Here is a 17,471-nt window from a genome sequence, read left to right as displayed (position 1 = left end):
TTGTGATGCTCCGGCATCAGGGAATTCACCCGGTCGTTGAAGATGATATAAGGCTCACCGGTCTCAACGCGGGCGGTCAGGATGCGGATCCAGAGGCTGCGGGCATTGACGGTGCGGACAACGGCGTGATCATGCGGGCTTGTCAGCGCCCAGTCAGCGTCGTCTTCAACCGCGCGCATAAAGGCATCGGAGACGAGAATGCCATGATGCAGGTTCGGCGTCTTGCGATTGGGATCGCCCCCGGTCGGGCGGCGGATTTCGATAAACTCCTCGATCTCCGGATGCCAGATCGGCAAATATACGGCCGCCGAGCCCCGACGCAAACTCCCCTGGCTGATGGCCAGTGTCAGGCTGTCCATGACACGGATAAAAGGAACGACGCCAGAGGTCTTGCCAACCGCGCCGACCCCCTCGCCGATGGAGCGAAGGTTGCCCCAATAGCTGCCGATCCCGCCGCCCTTGGAGGCGAGCCAGACATTTTCGGTCCATAGATTAACGATGCCTTTCAGGCTGTCGTTGGATTCGTTGAGGAAACAGGAAATCGGCAGGCCACGCGTAGATCCGCCATTACTCAACACCGGGGTTGAGGGCATGAACCAGAGCTTGCTGATATATTCATAGATACGCTGTGCATGGGAATCGCCTTCGCCATAGGCGCTGGCGACCCGGCCGAACAGGTCCTGGAAGCTTTCCTCAGGCAAAAGGTAGCGATCCTTCAGCACGGCTTTACCGAATTCGGTCAGATACTTGTCGCGACTATGGTCAATCTGGACCCGCGCGCCATCCTTTACCTGCACGATATCTGTCAGCATATCGACCGTATTCAGCATCTTAATCTTTTCCTTTTTCGTTCTCTCATTAGCCGGAATCATCTGATACGTGCCAAAGAAATAAAATTACGTCCACTTTGCCATTTATTTGCAATAATTATACGGTATTTTCGCAAGAATATTCCGTGTAACTCCAAAAACCAACGGTATCTCAGGTCACCCCTTGTATGTCAAACACCTTTTGACAGCAAAAAGCCACTATATCTTGTAATAGCCTATAACAGGCGGCAACAAATTGTCCATAATTTTTATAAATACTTTTGTGCGAATCGAGAGATTGAAATTCCGGCCCGATTTCGCGGGGTTCACGGCTGGATATTCTCGAATAAAACCCTACCCTGTTCTCGCCTTCGGGGAAACCCGGTTTTATCAAATGCGGTAAAAAAAATGATTGGGAAGAGGTAAAAAAATCAGGATAAAAAAAGCGCCGAAATAAATTTCAGCGCTTCGATGCAGTCATCCAAAATGGATGAATAATCCGGCTCAAGTCATTGTCTAATGAGCGAGATTTTCCTCCGACGATAACATTGATATCTTTTCCTTTAACCTGAGTTTTTCACGCTTGAGTTTACTTATATGCACATGATCCGCTGACGGGCTGGCCATTTCATTCTGGATTTTTTCTTCAATCCGGTGGTGCTTTTCGGTCAGCTGTGTAACATGATCTGCTGTGCTCATCGTGTTTCTCCTTTGTTTAAAACGACAGGACGTTGGATGCCAACGGTGGACAAGTCCATATTACAGATTTATGAAGCCGATGAATATGAATCAATGCCTGCAAGGGTCTATTTTTTGAAAGCTTGAGGACGGATGACTGAAAAGCAGCGGCTTGTCATTGGCATTAGCGGGGCCTCAGGCGCCTGCTATGGCCTGCGCCTACTGGAGGCCTGCAAAAGCCTCGACCTCGAAACACATCTGGTTATCAGCAAAGCCGGCGAAGTCACGATTTCCCAAGAAACCAGCGCCACCCTGTCAAATGTTAAGGCGCTTGCGGATCACTATCATAAAGCGGCTGATATCGGGGCCGCCATTGCCTCGGGCTCGTTCCAGACAATTGGCATGGTGATCGTCCCCTGCTCTATTCGCTCGATGTCGGAAATCGCAACCGGTGTTACCAGCAGTCTGCTGACCCGGGCCGCAGATGTTACCTTAAAGGAACGGCGTAAGCTGATACTGGCAATACGGGAAACACCGCTACATACCGGCCATCTTCGCTCTCTCACCCAGCTTTCCGAGATGGGCGCAATCATCGTCCCGCCGGTGCCCGCCTTCTACACCAAGCCACAAAGCATAGACGATCTCGTCACCCAGTTCACCGGCCATCTGCTCCGCCTGATGGGTATCGAGAATGACCTCGCGCGGGAATGGTCGGGACTGAAGAACGGGGCATAACCGAGCCTGCTTTATTTCCCGAGTTTTTTGACCACGCCGTAATAGACCGTTTCACAGTTCGTGACCATATCTTCCCGCCGCGCCACCGGATAGCTCGTATCTGCAGCACGCTTGTCCACGCAACTCTTCCGGCATATATCAACGGACCTGCTGGTCGCCCGGGGTAGCTTGGTGCTATATTTCGATTGGCAATAGGCCGCCTTGTCCTTCATCAGCGCAATGCGCATTTCCAGCGACATACTATCTTCCGCGTGCGTCGGTGGCACAAACGCGGCACTGACGCGCTGATACTCAGTATTGCATTTCTCCGTCAGCCCTGCATCGGTCTTGGCCTTTATGGCGGCAACGCAGACCGCTGCACAGGCTTCATCCCTTTTGATCATACAAAACCTGCCCTGCTGCACCAGTTGGGCGTCAAGTGCCTCCGCCGCCCCGACCGGACCGGCAGGGACTGCCATCACAGCCATAAAGATCCCCAACACCAATACCCCTGCGCTCTTTCCAATCAGGTTCATCTTCACTCCATTTCACATTACAGGTAAGGTTTAAAAAGGTCAGTATAGCGGGCTCTTGCCCCTGGAAAGGCCGCTTGCCATATGACATGTGCATCATAGACGTCGTCTTCGTCGATCTCGCCGCAGACAAGTATCATATAGGACTGCAGATTATCCGCAGCCTCAACACCCCGATCCTGAAGGTCGAAGGACCCGGTTGCCGGTCGCCACAGGATCTCCGTCAAGATCTGGATTTCCATATGTTCGGAGAATAGCTCATTTTCGGCAATAACCCGGCCAAGCTCGGCCCCGAGCCGGGCATCTGCTGGTGCGATTGACCCTTTCAGGTAGCGGCGTATATGTCGGAGCGGCGCCACGACCTCTGCCTGCCAAACCTGCCCGGCCTCGATACCGGCGACAAGCTCGCCCCGGTCAAGCCGCCCGCGACCACTCGCCGCCGCCCAGACACAGAACAGCAGCAGATTGACATCGAGCCCACGCCGATCCTGAAGCCGGAGGCAAGCCGCCGCCACGTCCCGGTCGCTGTAGATTTTAACTGCGAAATCCCATAACTGGCTCGGTGGGAAAACGGCAGCGGAATAGTTTGCCAAACAGATGGCCCCCTTAACTTAGGTCTCTCGAACGCCGGATCAGGCGGGTCTCCATCTCGCCAAGATACCCGCCCGGAACCGGCGGAGGCAACATTAAGTTATTTCGTACCCTTTATTTTGTCATATGCGCGATTTCCAACGGTTGCCGCACATTGCTCCGGCCTGCCTGTCGGGTCCTGATTTCCCGTGTCAGCAGTGTCTGCACCAACGCTGCGGAAATCTGCTAGCTTGTGTGAACAAAATGAGAATATGAGGGGTCAGCTTTCTGAGCCCCTTTGTTGAACCGGTCCTATGATTTCTGAACAAAAAGTGCTAAAATGCCAGCACCAAGAGAGGCTGCCCCGCAGGCGGGAAGCATCTCTGTCACTTCACAAAAAAATCAGTTTGGGGTATCTTTGACCATGGCGGAGATTGACGATCAGGAAATGCTCAAAATGAGACTGGAATATCTGAAAACCGAGCATGGAGATCTCGATCGGGCAATCGACGCATTGATCGAATCGGGCAATTACAACACTCTTCAACTGCAACGGCTTAAGAAGCGAAAGCTTGTCCTGAAAGACCAGATATTTGCCACCAAGAACTCGTTGCTCCCGGATATTATCGCCTGAAAATTCAGTCAGCGCATGAGTTAATTGGGGTTTTTCTTCTTCAGATACATGGCAACATCTGCCGAACTCAGCGCTTTTTCCGCGTCGCTGTCACCGAGAATGGCAACAACACCCGAAGACAGGCTGGCGGCTATTTCAGCGCCTTTCCAGACGATGGGTTGCGCGGCAAATAAACGCGGCAATCTGTCAATCAGGTTACGGGCCTTTTCCGGTGTGGTGCGGGACAGGATCATCCCAAACTCATCCCCGCCAAGACGCCCGACAATATCGGTATCCCTTACGCAGTCCTGCAACCGCTGCGCGACCTGTGACAGAACATAGTCCCCGGCCTCGTGACCGAACATATCATTGATTGATTTGAAATCGTTTAGATCGATATAGACAAGGCTGGCATCGATCTTATACCGGGCAACGACTGCCTGCACCCGGGATAATTCACGAACAAATGCCCGCCGGTTATATATGGGCAGTAACGGGTCCTGATCGGCAAGTTGCTCAACGTCAGAGAGACGCTGAGACATATGTTTCAGGGAATTACGCAGGCTTTCCACTTCTCCCATCAGGGCAAGTATGGCGTGTCGGACATGAGGGGTGAGTTCTGCTTCCGGGATACCTAAAATAGAGGTGTTGTCACCGATATCCCGCATTGAAACGATGATTTCCTCATCACCGGATTTACGGAATTTTCTGGAGCCTCTTGTCTGACCCGCCGCCTTCGCGGGTGTGACTGAACCGATTTTCACTGGGAGCCCCCTCCTACTACAAAGTACACTACTAACTGCAAGCTTAAGGTATTCGTTGAAAAAAGACAATCATTCAACAATAAAACCGGTTTTTTATAATATTCTTTCGCATTTTTACAATATTCTCTTCAAGATATCCCGGAAGGCTTCCCTTGCGTCTTTAAAAAGCTTGCCTATAATCCCCTCCTTCAATGAAGCTGTTACATAAAATCAGGAATATGAGATGAGTAGTCAGACCGCCGATATCGGCATTATCATGGGAAGCCAGTCCGATTGGGAAACCATGAAAAATGCTGCGGATACGCTCGATGCTCTCGGGATTCCGATCGAAACGAAAATCGTTTCGGCGCACCGAACGCCTGACCGGCTATATGAATACGCTTCCCATGCCAAAGATAGAGGCATCAAGGTTATTATCGCCGGGGCGGGCGGCGCCGCCCATCTGCCGGGCATGACCGCAGCCCTGACAACGCTGCCGGTTCTTGGCGTTCCCATCGAAAGCAAAACCCTGAAAGGGCTCGACAGCCTGCTGTCGATTGTTCAGATGCCGGGGGGTGTCCCGGTTGGCACACTTGCCATCGGAAGCGCCGGGGCAATCAACGCCGCGCTTCTGGCGGCGCAAATTCTGGCGCTCTCGAACGAGACCTATGCGAAGGCGATCACGCTCTGGCGCGAACAGCAGCGCGATGCCGTCGCCCAAGACCCCCAATCCTGACAGTTACAAGGTATCCATTCATGACGACAATTGCACCCGGCGGACGGATTGGCATTCTTGGCGATGGCCAGCTTGGCCGCATGATGGCCATGGCTGCCGCTGAAATGGGCTATTTCGTGCATGTTTTCGGTCCTGGAAAAGACAGCCCGGCGGCGCAGGTAAGCCATCGTTCAACTGTTGCAGACTACACTGATAAAGCCGCCCTTGATGCCTTCGCCCGCTCCGTTGACGTGATCACACTGGAATTCGAGAATATCCCGACCGAGACCCTCACCTATTTAAGTGAACGCGTACCCGTTCGCCCGAACGCCAGAGTTCTGGAAATCACCCAGGACAGATATTTTGAGAAAATCTTTATCAGCAATCTCGGGATTGGGACCGCCAATTTTGCCAATGTGGAAAACATTGACGAACTGGTGCAGGCGATTAGCCATATCGGTACTCCGTCGATCCTGAAAACACGGCGGCTCGGTTATGACGGCAAAGGGCAGGCGCGTATTGATCAGGCCAGTGCGATCGATCCAATCTGGGAGGAAATGCAGGGCGCCCCTTCCATTCTGGAGGAATTCGTCAAATTCCGGATGGAGATTTCCGTTATTGTTGCCCGCGGGGTCGATGGCGAAACTGCCTGCTACTGCCCCGTCGAGAACCGTCATAAAAACCACATTCTCGCGACCACTCTCGCGCCTGCGGATATTTCAAAACGGCTCTCCAGCCGGGCAGAGGAAATTGCCGTGGAGATTGCGACAAAAATTGATCTTATCGGGTTGCTTGCCGTGGAAATGTTCGTCACCGAGGACGATACCATTTTGGTCAATGAGCTTGCCCCGCGTCCCCATAATTCCGGTCACTGGACCATCGAGGCCTGCGCCGCCAACCAGTTCCGGCAGATCATCCGCGCGGTCTGTGGATTGCCCCTTGCCTCCCCCGTCCGTCACGCTAACGCGGTCATGACAAATCTCCTCGGGAACGATATTGCCGATTGGCCGAAAATCCTTCAGGATCCTGACAATAGCCTTCATCTTTATGGCAAGGGTGAGCCACGGGATGGCCGAAAAATGGGGCATGTAACAAAACTCTTGCCCCTCAATAAAAAGCCGTAAGGCTGTTTTCAGTCATCCCTTCGGAGAGCGGCGTTAGTGTTTTCCGCCCAAAATCCCAGTGATCACGGAATAATCGACCGCGAGCCCATACTGCGGATCATCGTTGGAATCCACCATCAGCTGCCCTGCCCTGTTCAGGAGACGGTGGCAATCCCGCGACAGGTGCCGCAGTTGCAAGGCCTTACCGGCGGTTTCGTATTTGGAAGCAAGGACCTCAATCGCCTGCAACGCTGACTGATCGACCACGCGACTGTTCATAAAGTCAACGATAACCAGGTCCGGATCGGTCTTATGGTCGAAAAGCTCGGCGAAGCCATCGGTCGAGCCAAAGAATAGCGGCCCCTCGATTTTATAGACTTTAGCCCCATCCGGGTTTGTCTCGATATGGGCATGGATACGGCGGGCATTGTTCCAGGCGTAGGTAAGCGCCGAGACGATAACACCGACCACAACCGCCACTGCAAGGTCACTTAACACCGTCACCGCTGTGACCAGTATGATGACGAGCGTATCGGACAGTGGGATCAAGCGCATGATACGCAGGCTCTGCCAGGCAAAGGTACCGATCACCACCATGAACATGACGCCAACTAGCGCGGCCAGTGGTATCTGCTCGATCAAGCCGGAAGCAAACATGATGAATATGAGGAGAAACAGAGCCGAGGAAATGCCGGACAGTCGGGTTCTCCCGCCGGATTTCATGTTAATCATCGATTGCCCGATCATGGCGCAGCCGCCCATACCCCCGAAGAAGCCGGTAACTGTATTGGCTGTGCCTTGCGCGATACATTCGCGCGACGCACCGCCGGTCTGCTCGGTAATCTCGCCGACCAGATTGAGCGTGAGCAGGCTTTCGATCAGGCCGATGGCGGCAAGGATCAGTGCGAAGGGAAAAATAATCTCAAGGGTCTCAAGATTGAGCGGAACCATGGGCAGATGAAATTCGGGCAGGCCGCCCTTGATTGAGGCAAGATCACCAACCCGCGGCACGTCGATGCCAAAGGCAATGACAATACCGGCAACAATGGCAATTCCGGCAAGTGGGGCCGGAATGATGGTCGTAATCTTCGGTACCAGCCAGATGATCGCCATGGTCGCAGCGACGAGGCCCAGCATATTGATCAGCGGCCAGCCGCTCATCCAGGCATGTGTTCCTTCGGGGCCCGCGACCTGAAACTGGGTGAGCTGCGCCATGAAGATGACGATGGCGAGACCATTGACGAAGCCGAGCATGACCGGGTGCGGCACGAGACGAATGAATTTTCCCAAGTGAAAGAGCCCCGCCAGAATCTGCATCACGCCCATCAAAACCACGGTCGCGAACAGATATTCGACCCCGTGGGTCATCACCAGCGCGACCATGACCACAGCCAGTGCCCCGGTTGCACCGGAAATCATTCCCGGGCGCCCACCAAATAGGGCGGTAATCAGACCAACAATAAACGCGGCATAGAGACCAACCAGAGGATGCACTCCGGCAACGAAGGCAAAGGCGACTGCCTCCGGCACCAGTGCGAGGGCAACAGTCAACCCTGAGAGGAGCTCCGTCTTGATACGTGCGGGCGTAAAGCGGATAGTCTGCGGATCTTTCCCGGAGGGAGAAGAAAAAAGGCCAGCAACGGCCGCAAGCGTCGGCTTGATCACGTGATATCATTCCGTATTTTGGGAGAGTTAAAATTTGCGGGACCCTATCCCATTCACCCCGTAAAGGAAAGTATTATATTGCAGTGCAGTATAATCCAGTTGGCGCCGTTCGCGTCCCTACTTCGGCAAGCCCGCAGCAACAAGGTCACGGCGCAGCTTGTGACGGATGGCCGGGTTGCGCCAGCTTTCCTTCTTGAAGAATTCGGCCGCGGTCAGCTCGGAGTTGACCGCTAGCGCTTTCAGCATAACGGCCTCCGCCTCCGCTTGCCGGCCAAGCGCAATCAACGCGGCGCAGTGATAAAGGTGGCTGCGAGAGGTTTGTGCAGGCAGTTCATTCAGGGCATGGATTGTCTGTTCATAACGCTCCGCACTGAAATGGGCAATGCCTCTCTCCTCGATACACCAGACCGGCAGGAGCGGGTCCAGGTCCTCCGCCTTTTCCAGCAGTTCCAGCGCCTTGTCCGGCTGACCGTCGAAACTGTAGAAGGCGGCGGAGCGCGCAAGGATATAGGCATCAGACGGGCTCAGGAACATTGCCCTTTCATGGTGATATTTGGCCGCCTCGAAATTCCCTTCGAGCATCATGACCGAGCCCATGATCCGTTGCGCCTCCGGGTTATTGGGATCCAGTTCAAGGGCGCGTTCGATATAAAACCGTTCCTTCTGCACATCGAATTCCGGCAGCCACGACGAGGCGCAAATCCGCCAAGCATAGGCGGGCCCATAAGTCGGGTCCTCTGTGATAGCCTTGTCGAACCAGCCGACGGCTTGCCGCGTATTATCGTAAGTGATGCCGCCGACCCGGTGCAAATCAAGGCCCCGCAACATGAAATCATAACCATTCATATTTTCGGGCGGCTTTCGCCGTGCAGTCTCGATCGCATCCGCCTCAACCCGGCCGAGGATAGTGGCCGCAATCCGTGTAGTCATTTCATCAAGCAAGTCGAAAAGGTCGTCAAACTGCCGGGTCATCCGGTCTGCCCAAACATTGAGACCCGTTGCACCATTAGTCAATTCAAGGGACAAACGGATTTTATTCCCCATCCGCCGAACCTGCCCTTCCAGCACATAAGACACCCCGAGTTCTCGTGCAACCTGCGCTGGGTCCCCCTTCTTGTCCAGCATGCTAAAACTGGCACTTCGGGAGGCGACATGCAGTTTCTTGAAACGAGCCAGCTCCAAGATGAGCTCCTCCGTCAGCCCATCCGCAAGATATCCCTGCCCCTCATCCCCACCCGCAGAGACGAACGGCAGGACGGCAACCGAATTGGGGTGAATGGGATGCTCCGGTGCCACGCTGAGGCTCGGTGCCGCCAGAAACAAATGGGCATCCATATGCCCCCGCAGGCGGTAAATCCGGATCGGGTCTGAAATATTCTTGAAGCGCTGCTCTCCCAATTCATCGAAGGAAAACGGGGAGTTGCGCTTGATCTGCTCGAACAGGGTTTGCGACAGATGGATGGCGTTTGGTTCCGCCTGCTGCTGGATACGGGCGGCCAGATTAACGCCATCGCCAAGAAGATCATCCCCTGACACCATGACATCGGCGAGATGCAGGCCAAAGCGCATTTTCATGCTTTCAGCAATTTCAGGGGCCAGTCCGGCCAAGCCTTCGCGAATATTCACTGCCGCTCGGACCGCATTGATCGGGCTCGGAAACTCGGCAAGGGCGGCATCCCCTGCGCGGTTGAAAATACGTCCCCCGCCACCGGTCACCGTCTCCGTTATAAGATTTTGGCAGATATCAAGATGGCCCGCGGTTTTTTCTTCCGCCTGTTCCATCATACGGCTATAGCCGACAACGTCGGCAACCATGATTGTGACAAGACGACGTTCCATATATCCACCTGGTAGCTCTTCGGCCAACCCAGCCTGAGTTCAGGATAATAATGTCATATTTTTGCGATAATGACCAGTGTCGCCGGAAGACGAAATTAAGGGATAAACAACTGTCCGCCCTTAGCGAGCGCGACACCAGAACTGGTACATGCCCCGAAAAAGCTCTGGTGATTCTGCCTCAACGGCCGCCCAGTTGGCCAAGTTCCGGCCCTCCCGGTCGGCCGGATATCGCGCATGATAATTCCTCATCGTCTGGTTATTCAGGAATTCAAAGCCGAGGAACTCCAGATTCAGGGAAACAAGTGCCCGCCCGACGCGCGATATGTCAAAGTGTTGTTCCTGCTGATGGAACAACAGGTCGCGACAACCGCTTAGACTGAAAAAATCAAGCTCTTCGGTCACCGTTGCCGCTGGATCCTCCCGGGGCAATTCCAGCAATTGACGGCGCAGGTGGCGAATATCATCAAGAGTAAGATCGGTAACCCCGGCCCCGATCCGGTCCCGCACCGTCACCACGTCCTGACGCGCGGCCTCACTATAGAGCGCGATCTTCATCAATCCTTTGCGGGCGAGATGGGGTAACAGGGCCTTCCAGCCAGCTTCGGGGTCTGCCATGTGATGCAGGACGCCGCAACACTCGATGAGGTCGAAGACCCCAAGGCTCTCCGGCAGGTCGAGAATATCGGCAGTAGCGAACGTAATATTGGTGATGTTTCGCACCTCAGCCTGCCGCGCGGCGTAGCCGAGAGAGGCGCGACTCAGGTCGATCGCCGTTACCACCGCCCCGTTTATGCGCACCGCTGTCCGCAGCGCATGACGTCCGGTGCCGGCCCCCGCAACCAGCACGCGCGGCGGCGATTGGGTGACCGCCAGCGTCAAATGCGGGAACAGGGATTTCACCAGCTTCGGTAAGGTCGTCTCGTTGCCGCTGCGCAAGCCGCGCCAGCGCGGATAGGGACTTTCCTCATACTGTGCCCTGACCGCCAGCGAAACCGCATTATCGCTTTTACTCAGGCTCAACTTTGGCAGACCCGCGGCGAGGGCCTTCTCTCGCAATTTCTGTGGTCCTGACCTGACCAGCAATTCGCGGGCCCAGGGGCACGCAAAAAGTTCCACCGGAAAACGGGTGAGCAACGCGTCTGCAACCTCCGGCGGCAACGGGGAAAAAAGAGCGGCATACAAACACTCCTCAAGCCCGCTTTGTTCCGTCACGACAGGAATGACCGCAGGAATTTCCAGTGCATATTCTGTGAGTTCCAGCTGCAGCGCAAGCAAGGCTACCGCTTCCGGCTCCATACCCGTATCGCGCCCGGCCAAAGCGGTCCGGCACACGTCAATCAGCATGCCAACTTCCCGCACCGGGAGGATAAGACCGGCAAAGGCTGCGGCCACAAACGGATCCTGCAGGGCAATCAGCAGCGTCTGCCGTCGGCTGGGGTCCTCAAGTTCTGCGGCAACCTTTTCTTCCGTCACGCCGGGCTTCAGCACCCGCTTGAATGCCACATTCCGCCTGAGCCGAGCAAGTACCGCGACGATCAGGCCATCGCAAAGAACGTCGTCACGGGACAGGCATCGCCTCATCGCCTCATCACCCGCCGCCCCAAGGTCAGCGTCTGCCGCCAGTTCAAGCTGATGCGCTACATCCTGCAGGCTTGCGCCGGAATAGTCCGCCAGTTCCGCTGCCCGTATTATCTCCCTGACGGCCTCTCGATGATGGCCGCGGTCGCCAGACAGTCGCGCAAGGGCCCGCCATGCGAGGCCATAGTCGGGGTTGCATTTAAGGGCCGCCTTAAGAGATTTTTCCGCTGCTTGCAGCTTGCCCTGGTTTTTAAGCAGTAGCGCCAGGTTATAATGCGCAGGCGCGATTTTATTGTTAATTTTTAAAATCTGCCGATAATATAGTAGCAGCCTGTTCGGCAAGTCCCTGCCGCTGCAGCTTCGTCGCCCGTGCCAGGTCCTGAGCTATATCAATAGGCATCGCATAATCTCTCCGTCCGCGCAGATTAAACGAAAGACGAGCCATTTGTCATCTGCTTCCTGTATAAAAAACAGTCATAAATGCTGCGTCGCAATAGAAATTGGCTATATTTTAGGCGAAAAGCTATCAGCAAACTCATACAAATAACATAAGCCATTGTTCTGTATATATTTTATGAATTGGCACGCCCTTTGCTGTGCTGCAATGTACATTCAGTAAAATTTAAGGAACACAGCGATGAAAATGTCCAAATATCTTGCAATTTCGGCGATTGCACTCGGTATCAGCACCGCCGCGCACGCTGACCCGCTTGTTGAGGAAGGTGCGATCCCTGGCGAATTTTCCGCCAATGTCGCTCTGGCAACTGATTACGTTTTCCGCGGCATTTCACAAACCGATAACGAAGCAGCCATTCAGGGCGGATTTGATTATTCGTATGATTTTGGGCCGGCCGGGGTTCATGCCGGCATCTGGGGATCAAACGTGAAGTTCACCGATGCAACAATTGAGATTGATTATACGGTTGGCGTCGGCGGCTCGGTTGACAACTTCAGCTGGGATGTGTCGGGAATTTACTACACCTACCCCGGGGCTTCCAGCAGCCTCAACTATGACTTTTTCGAAATTGCGCCGTCGCTTGGCTATGATTTCGGATTTATGTCTTTGGGGGCCGGCGTCAATTACTCACCCGAATATTTCGGTGACAGCGGGGATGCCACCTATACCCATGCCAACATTGACATTCCGATCGGGAAATACTTCACCGTCAGCGGAAATGTCGGATATCAGACCATTGATGACAACGCGGCCTTCGGCACCGATGACTATACGGATTGGGGCGTCAGTGTTTCCACTGAAGTCGCTGGCTTCGGCCTCAGTGCGGGATGGACAGATACAGATCTTGACAAGAGCCAATGTGATTCCGCCTGCGGCGTCTTCTCGGTCGCACTATCGAAATCCTTCTAACGCCTTAGGCGTTTCTTTCTCCCGCAGGACTCAGGACAGGTCTCCCCTTCCTCACCTGCAACTTGGCCGTCCGTTGCATGCCATCGGGCGGCCTTTTTTACAATATTCTGATATTTAGGGAATTCGAGACAGAGGCGCCTTTACCGTGACGTCAGGTTCCGCCAGAACCGTTTCGGACTCGGGAGATGGCGGAAGTCGGGTTTTTCCTTGAGGCGTTCGCGGAATTTATATTTGGCGGTCTCGAACTGCATAACATTTTCAATCCGGCGGTCTAGGAAATCCCACGTTCTGGCATTGCCTTCTGATTTATCCTCAAGCCAATAGAGGAGCGTCGCCCCATAGACGGCGGACAAAGTCAGCCGCTTGCTGTACCAGTTGAAATCAGTGGAGTTGTCGCCGGTCGCCCACCACATTCGGCTGACTGTGCCAGCTGTAAGCTTGAGACCAAGAGCCGCATTCTGTGGGAGCGCGAGAATATTGACGGCAAGGCGCACAGCCTCCTTGTGGGCGGTGTAATTTTCAAGCCGGACGCGGATCGCGAGCGTAATACGGTCGCGGATTTTAAGGCTGAGCACATCGCGGTTCGCAAGCGTAGCCTCCATCTCGTCGTCGGCATTTTCAACGAACAGCCGGATCATATCCGTGGCGCCGTTTGGAAAGGCGAGATCAAAGACGGTAATATCTTCACCGATATCCTCCGCCGCCTTAATCATGGCTTTGTGCGACCACCCATCGAACAGGACATGCGGCAGCACAGCCTCCAATAACCGGGACTGCCTGCCAGGATCGCTTTGTGCATCGTGATTGTCAGTCATGTCACCCTCATATCCTCGTCTGCGGCCTCACGCAGGCCCGCAAGGAACGCCTGTACTTCCGATTCATACACCAAAAGACGCATATCTGTCATCCGTTCCGGATATAATATGCCGAGCAGATGGTCGCACTCATGCTGAACAACCCGGGCGTGAAAGCCACGTGCCTCAACATCTACCGCGCCCCCATCCATCCCGAGCCCGCGATAGCGAATATGTGTGTAGCGCGGAACCAGGCCGCGCAAACCGGGCACGGATAAACACCCTTCCCAGCCGAGGCTGACATCGTCGGACAGCGGCTCTATCACCGGGTTGATGAGAACGGTCGACGCGACGCCCCGGGCGTCCAGCCCATCCTCTGCCTGAACGCGGGCCTCGGGCACCTCAAAAATGACAACTGCCTGTGAGATGCCGATCTGCGGTGCGGCAAGGCCGACCCCGCCGACATCGTGAAGACTATCATACATATCAGCAACGAGCGCCGCAATTTCCGGTGAGCCGGGCGTCTCAACGGTATCTGCGATCTTCCGCAAAACCGGATTGCCCATTTTGAGAATATCCTTGACTGCCATATGTCCTTTCCTTTTCGCTCCTTCTATGTTAAATACTCTTTTCTTTAAGGATTTCACCTTAAAAAAAATAGTTTGCCTCTTCACAGGGGTGACAAGGCGTGTTAAACCGTCGCCGTTCTATGTTCACTTAACTCAAGAATTAGATTAGGAGCACTACCAGCTGTGCAAGTCTCTGTTCGTGATAACAATGTCGACCAAGCGCTCCGTGCGCTAAAAAAGAAAATGCAACGTGAAGGCATCTTTCGTGAATTGAAACTTCGCGGCGCTTACGAAAAGCCGTCCGAAAAGCGCGCCCGCCAGAAAGCGGAAGCCATTCGTCGTGCTCGCAAGCTTGCCCGTAAACGCGTTCAGCGCGAAGGCTAGACACCGCCGCCGGGCCTCCCCGTCCCGGTCATACGCGCTTGACACCTCAAATTTAGAAGCCGCTCCGGAGTCCGGATAGCGGCTTTTGGTGTTTTTGGATGTTTGCACCGGAAACTATACGACTTGCCTTCATCCAAGTCTGCTTTCGCATATATCCGGTCTGTGTCGCCAAAAATATCTGGCCCTGATGCGGAGCCAAGATTCTATTTTTCTGATTTATAAATATCAAATACTAAAAATAAAAAATTTGCTATCGGCTTTCAGGGCAAATCCATTCTACAACAATGGCTAATATTTATAAGTAATTCGTATTGGATTTTCTCGCTACCTCTAATCTAGTTTAAGTTTTGTTAGGACCTTGTTTCTATAATTTCGCATCATGCGATATAATTTAAAACCTAGCTGGACAAGCCAACTACCTGTACGCCTCGCCAGACACACGATTGTCGTGCCGCTCCTGGTGTGCCTAACCATGTTCGGGTTTATTTTCCTCGCATGGTGGATGATCCCGCCGAGCGATAACGAGAGCCTGAAGGCAGAAACCCGTAGCAACCTCGCCAATTTTTCTGCGCAACTCGAAGCCCATATTATGACGCGACTGGCAATTGGTGAACAATTAACCAACGAACTGGAAAATGGCCATATCAACAGCAAAGCCGCCTTTTTGTTGGAAGCAAAATCCACCTATGAGTTATTTTCTGATTTCCAGGCGATAAACTGGGTCGACCGGCATGGCATTATCCGCTGGGTTGTTCCTTTGAAAGGGAATGAGGAGGTGCAGGACCTCAATGTCAAGACGCTGGCCGCGCCAAGTTTTGCCCTCGCCGAAGCCGAGCGGACGGGACATCTGCAGATTACCACACCCATTACCCTGACACAGGGCGGCATCGGCTTTGTCGCCTATATTCCAGTTTTGAAAAAAGCAAAAATAACAGGATTTATTGATATTGTTTTTCGCACCGAGCCGCTGGTCAAGTCTGCCTTGCGCGACGGAATTCTGGGACGATATGATTTGAAGATTACAGACGGACCGGATTTACTCTATCAGACGACCGAAAATCCCACTGGGGCGGAAAAGGGATTCGACAAGGAAATAAGGGTCGCTAACAGGAGTTGGAAAATAATTGTCATGCCGACAGCGAGCACTATCAACGCCCATAGCTCGATCGTCGATGAATTGGTTCTCATCATTCTCCTGGTGCTTACTGCCGCTATTTCTGTTCTGATACATCTGGCGATGAAGCATCAACAGAAGCAATATGCGACAGACAAATTATTTCGCACGTTCATTGAGCACTCCCCTTCAGCTATCATCATAAAGGATGCCAAGGGACGTTATCTACACGCCAATACGCGCTGGCACGAGTGGTTCAATCCGCAGGGCCTCGACATTTCGGGAAAGTCTCTCGAAGATTTCTTTTCAGAGAAACACGCCCGCGAAATTGCGGCGCAGGAAGCCCTTGTCGTGTCACAAAAGGAACCTGTGGAAAAGGAGTATATGAGTTCTCTGTCCGAAGGGAAATTTTTCCCGTCCCTGCTTCAGAAATTCCCGATCATGAACGATTTCGGCGATGTCATTGCCATTGGGGGCGTTAACACGGATATTAGTGCCAACAAAAAGACCGAGGAGAACTTGCGGATCGCGCTTATCAAGGCGGAGGAGGCGAACCAGGCCAAATCAAAATTTCTCGCCACGATGAGCCATGAACTGCGAACACCGTTAAACGCCATTATCGGTTTTAGCGATATTCTCGCGAGCCAGTATTTTGGTCCGCTCGGCAATAAAAAATATAAGGAATATGCGAAAGATATCAATCATAGCGGGACCCACTTGCTGGCCTTGATCAATGAAGTTCTCGACATTTCGGCCATTGAACTCGGAAAACGGCAGCTGGTTCAACAACCGATAATTCTTTCCGCGGTACTCAACGATTGCATCAAGTCCGTAAAACATCGCGCCCGGCTTCAGGGTATTCTGGTGAAAATGGAAGCAGAAGCGGATTTGCCTATCATCCTTGCAGATGAAACCGCGTTCCGCCAAATCTTTCTCAACTTGCTGGCAAATTCTATAAAATTTTCCGGTACCGGCGACACCGTGACCCTGACGGTCTGTGCTCGACGGGAGGATGTCGCCATCACCGTTGCTGATACCGGCAAGGGCATCCGCCAAGAGCAATTGTCAACGATAACCCAACCTTTCGTCAAGGGTCACAGCGATTCCCACACGACGAGCGAGGGTGTGGGGCTCGGGCTTTCCATTGTCAAATCCTTCGTCGACGCCCAAAACGGAACGCTGACAATTGACAGCGAGCTTGGAAAAGGGACAACGGTTACCGTGACCTTCCCGCGCCGTCAGGAACAGATGGTCGCTTGAAACGCCGGGCTTCCGCGGCGCGCAGGTATCATAAGGCCCCTAATTCTCCGGATTTTTCCGCCAAAACAGTAGGATCGGCATGATGCCGCCATGGCCTAACACCTGATGGGCAATGCTTGCCGCGACATGAACGGCGAGATAGGCCCACATGAAATTGCCCAGCAACTCATGTATCTCAAATACCCATCGCAGCATCCCAGTGATCCGCCAATCGTCCGGCGTGAAAAAGAAAATGATTGTACCGGTGGTCGCCATACCCGTCGCAATCAACAGGCCAAGTCCCTGTATCGCCCCCGCAAGCGGGCTTGGCTCATTCGTCGGCGGCAGACGTAACCGTATCAAATGCGAAATATAAAGCTTGATATTGAACCGCCCCGGGATTGCCGGAGGCTCCCACTCTTGAGTAGAAGGAGCCATTATGAAC

General features: G+C 53.6%; 18 protein-coding genes. 7 read left to right on the top strand and 11 right to left on the bottom strand.

Annotated features, from left to right (window positions below; all coding sequences use genetic code 11):
- Together ACESNI_RS02970 and ACESNI_RS02965 are read right to left on the bottom strand one after the other, a co-directional pair.
- Positions 1 to 812, bottom strand: an 812-nt coding sequence (locus tag ACESNI_RS02970) for a ribonucleotide reductase N-terminal alpha domain-containing protein (RefSeq protein WP_373084888.1), incomplete at its 3' end; no start/stop codon positions are given.
- 513 nt (positions 813 to 1,325) lie between these two features.
- The gene (locus ACESNI_RS02965; protein WP_373084883.1) at positions 1,326 to 1,508 is read right to left on the bottom strand and encodes a YdcH family protein; all 183 of its coding nucleotides are present in this window, start codon (positions 1,506 to 1,508) and stop codon (positions 1,326 to 1,328) included.
- Between the two features lie 132 nt (positions 1,509 to 1,640).
- On the opposite strand from ACESNI_RS02965, the gene ACESNI_RS02960 reads away from it, so the two are divergent.
- Positions 1,641 to 2,222: a UbiX family flavin prenyltransferase gene (locus ACESNI_RS02960; RefSeq protein ID WP_373084881.1), complete on the top strand. Its 582-nt coding sequence runs from the start codon at positions 1,641 to 1,643 to the stop codon at positions 2,220 to 2,222.
- Positions 2,223 to 2,233: 11 nt separating this feature from the next.
- On the opposite strand, the gene ACESNI_RS02955 is transcribed toward ACESNI_RS02960, so the two are convergent.
- Together ACESNI_RS02955 and ACESNI_RS02950 are read right to left on the bottom strand one after the other, a co-directional pair.
- Positions 2,234 to 2,737, bottom strand: a complete 504-nt coding sequence (locus ACESNI_RS02955; protein ID WP_373084879.1) for a hypothetical protein — start codon at positions 2,735 to 2,737, stop codon at positions 2,234 to 2,236.
- Between the two features lie 17 nt (positions 2,738 to 2,754).
- Positions 2,755 to 3,327, bottom strand: a complete 573-nt coding sequence (locus ACESNI_RS02950; protein WP_373084877.1) for a TIGR02444 family protein — start codon at positions 3,325 to 3,327, stop codon at positions 2,755 to 2,757.
- A 317-nt stretch (positions 3,328 to 3,644) separates the two neighbouring features.
- Here ACESNI_RS02950 and ACESNI_RS02945 point away from each other — a divergent pair, with 317 nt between their 5' ends.
- On the top strand, positions 3,645 to 3,938 hold the full coding sequence (locus ACESNI_RS02945; protein WP_373084874.1) for a YdcH family protein: 294 nt from the start codon (positions 3,645 to 3,647) through the stop codon (positions 3,936 to 3,938).
- 20 nt (positions 3,939 to 3,958) lie between these two features.
- Here ACESNI_RS02945 and ACESNI_RS02940 read toward each other — a convergent pair whose 3' ends face one another.
- On the bottom strand, positions 3,959 to 4,681 hold the full coding sequence (locus ACESNI_RS02940) for a GGDEF domain-containing protein (protein ID WP_373084872.1): 723 nt from the start codon (positions 4,679 to 4,681) through the stop codon (positions 3,959 to 3,961).
- A 223-nt stretch (positions 4,682 to 4,904) separates the two neighbouring features.
- On the opposite strand from ACESNI_RS02940, the gene purE reads away from it, so the two are divergent.
- Together purE and ACESNI_RS02930 are read left to right on the top strand one after the other, a co-directional pair.
- Entirely contained in the window at positions 4,905 to 5,396 is a 492-nt protein-coding gene (purE, locus tag ACESNI_RS02935; protein ID WP_373084870.1) for a 5-(carboxyamino)imidazole ribonucleotide mutase, read from the top strand.
- A 20-nt stretch (positions 5,397 to 5,416) separates the two neighbouring features.
- Positions 5,417 to 6,499 (top strand): 5-(carboxyamino)imidazole ribonucleotide synthase, encoded by a 1,083-nt coding sequence (locus tag ACESNI_RS02930; protein ID WP_373084868.1) that lies wholly within the window; start codon positions 5,417 to 5,419, stop codon positions 6,497 to 6,499.
- A 33-nt stretch (positions 6,500 to 6,532) separates the two neighbouring features.
- On the opposite strand, the gene ACESNI_RS02925 is transcribed toward ACESNI_RS02930, so the two are convergent.
- From ACESNI_RS02925 to ACESNI_RS02915, 3 genes are all read right to left on the bottom strand, one after another.
- Positions 6,533 to 8,074 carry a SulP family inorganic anion transporter gene (locus ACESNI_RS02925; RefSeq protein WP_373084886.1) on the bottom strand — a complete coding sequence of 514 codons (1,542 nt, stop codon included), beginning with the start codon at positions 8,072 to 8,074 and terminating at the stop codon, positions 6,533 to 6,535.
- Positions 8,075 to 8,260: 186 nt separating this feature from the next.
- Entirely contained in the window at positions 8,261 to 9,982 is a 1,722-nt protein-coding gene (locus tag ACESNI_RS02920) for an adenylate/guanylate cyclase domain-containing protein (protein ID WP_373084866.1), read from the bottom strand.
- A 120-nt stretch (positions 9,983 to 10,102) separates the two neighbouring features.
- Positions 10,103 to 11,902, bottom strand: coding sequence for a methyltransferase domain-containing protein (locus tag ACESNI_RS02915; RefSeq protein WP_373084864.1), 1,800 nt, complete (start codon positions 11,900 to 11,902; stop codon positions 10,103 to 10,105).
- 295 nt (positions 11,903 to 12,197) lie between these two features.
- Between ACESNI_RS02915 and ACESNI_RS02910 the strand changes: the two genes are divergently transcribed.
- A complete protein-coding gene (locus ACESNI_RS02910) occupies positions 12,198 to 12,926 on the top strand; it encodes a TorF family putative porin (protein ID WP_373084862.1) in 729 nt (242 codons plus the stop codon).
- 140 nt (positions 12,927 to 13,066) lie between these two features.
- Here the strand turns inward: ACESNI_RS02910 and ACESNI_RS02905 are convergent, their stop codons facing one another.
- Both ACESNI_RS02905 and def read right to left on the bottom strand, forming a co-directional pair.
- Positions 13,067 to 13,741, bottom strand: coding sequence for a COQ9 family protein (locus ACESNI_RS02905; protein ID WP_373084860.1), 675 nt, complete (start codon positions 13,739 to 13,741; stop codon positions 13,067 to 13,069).
- Entirely contained in the window at positions 13,738 to 14,310 is a 573-nt protein-coding gene (gene def / locus ACESNI_RS02900) for a peptide deformylase (protein ID WP_373084858.1), read from the bottom strand. Before def ends, ACESNI_RS02905 begins: the two co-directional genes overlap by 4 nt.
- A 162-nt stretch (positions 14,311 to 14,472) precedes the next feature.
- Here def and rpsU point away from each other — a divergent pair, with 162 nt between their 5' ends.
- Complete coding sequence (gene rpsU / locus ACESNI_RS02895; protein WP_373084856.1) at positions 14,473 to 14,673, top strand: 30S ribosomal protein S21; 201 nt, start codon at positions 14,473 to 14,475, stop codon at positions 14,671 to 14,673.
- A 472-nt stretch (positions 14,674 to 15,145) separates the two neighbouring features.
- Entirely contained in the window at positions 15,146 to 17,047 is a 1,902-nt protein-coding gene (locus tag ACESNI_RS02890) for an ATP-binding protein (protein ID WP_373084854.1), read from the top strand.
- A gap of 39 nt (positions 17,048 to 17,086) precedes the next feature.
- On the opposite strand, the gene ACESNI_RS02885 is transcribed toward ACESNI_RS02890, so the two are convergent.
- The coding region (locus tag ACESNI_RS02885; RefSeq protein WP_373084852.1) for a cytochrome b/b6 domain-containing protein at positions 17,087 to 17,471 on the bottom strand (385 nt) is incomplete at its 5' end.

Source organism: Sneathiella sp. (assembly GCF_041689005.1).
Classification (GTDB): domain Bacteria; phylum Pseudomonadota; class Alphaproteobacteria; order Sneathiellales; family Sneathiellaceae; genus Sneathiella.
Note: the sequence above shows the minus strand (reverse complement) of the source record. Positions and strands in the feature narration are given on the sequence as shown.

What these genes read in the sequence shown, in the direction of transcription:
- purE (WP_373084870.1), top strand. Translation starts at nt 4,905, where the DNA reads ATGAGTAGTCAGACCGCCGATATCGGCATTATCATGGGAAGCCAGTCC.
- ACESNI_RS02960 (WP_373084881.1), top strand. Translation starts at nt 1,641, where the DNA reads ATGACTGAAAAGCAGCGGCTTGTCATTGGCATTAGCGGGGCCTCAGGC.
- ACESNI_RS02930 (WP_373084868.1), top strand. Translation starts at nt 5,417, where the DNA reads ATGACGACAATTGCACCCGGCGGACGGATTGGCATTCTTGGCGATGGC.
- ACESNI_RS02905 (WP_373084860.1), bottom strand. Translation starts at nt 13,741, where the DNA reads ATGACTGACAATCACGATGCACAAAGCGATCCTGGCAGGCAGTCCCGG.
- ACESNI_RS02910 (WP_373084862.1), top strand. Translation starts at nt 12,198, where the DNA reads ATGAAAATGTCCAAATATCTTGCAATTTCGGCGATTGCACTCGGTATC.
- ACESNI_RS02945 (WP_373084874.1), top strand. Translation starts at nt 3,645, where the DNA reads ATGCCAGCACCAAGAGAGGCTGCCCCGCAGGCGGGAAGCATCTCTGTC.
- def (WP_373084858.1), bottom strand. Translation starts at nt 14,310, where the DNA reads ATGGCAGTCAAGGATATTCTCAAAATGGGCAATCCGGTTTTGCGGAAG.
- ACESNI_RS02965 (WP_373084883.1), bottom strand. Translation starts at nt 1,508, where the DNA reads ATGAGCACAGCAGATCATGTTACACAGCTGACCGAAAAGCACCACCGG.
- ACESNI_RS02890 (WP_373084854.1), top strand. Translation starts at nt 15,146, where the DNA reads ATGTTCGGGTTTATTTTCCTCGCATGGTGGATGATCCCGCCGAGCGAT.
- ACESNI_RS02955 (WP_373084879.1), bottom strand. Translation starts at nt 2,737, where the DNA reads ATGAACCTGATTGGAAAGAGCGCAGGGGTATTGGTGTTGGGGATCTTT.
- ACESNI_RS02920 (WP_373084866.1), bottom strand. Translation starts at nt 9,982, where the DNA reads ATGGAACGTCGTCTTGTCACAATCATGGTTGCCGACGTTGTCGGCTAT.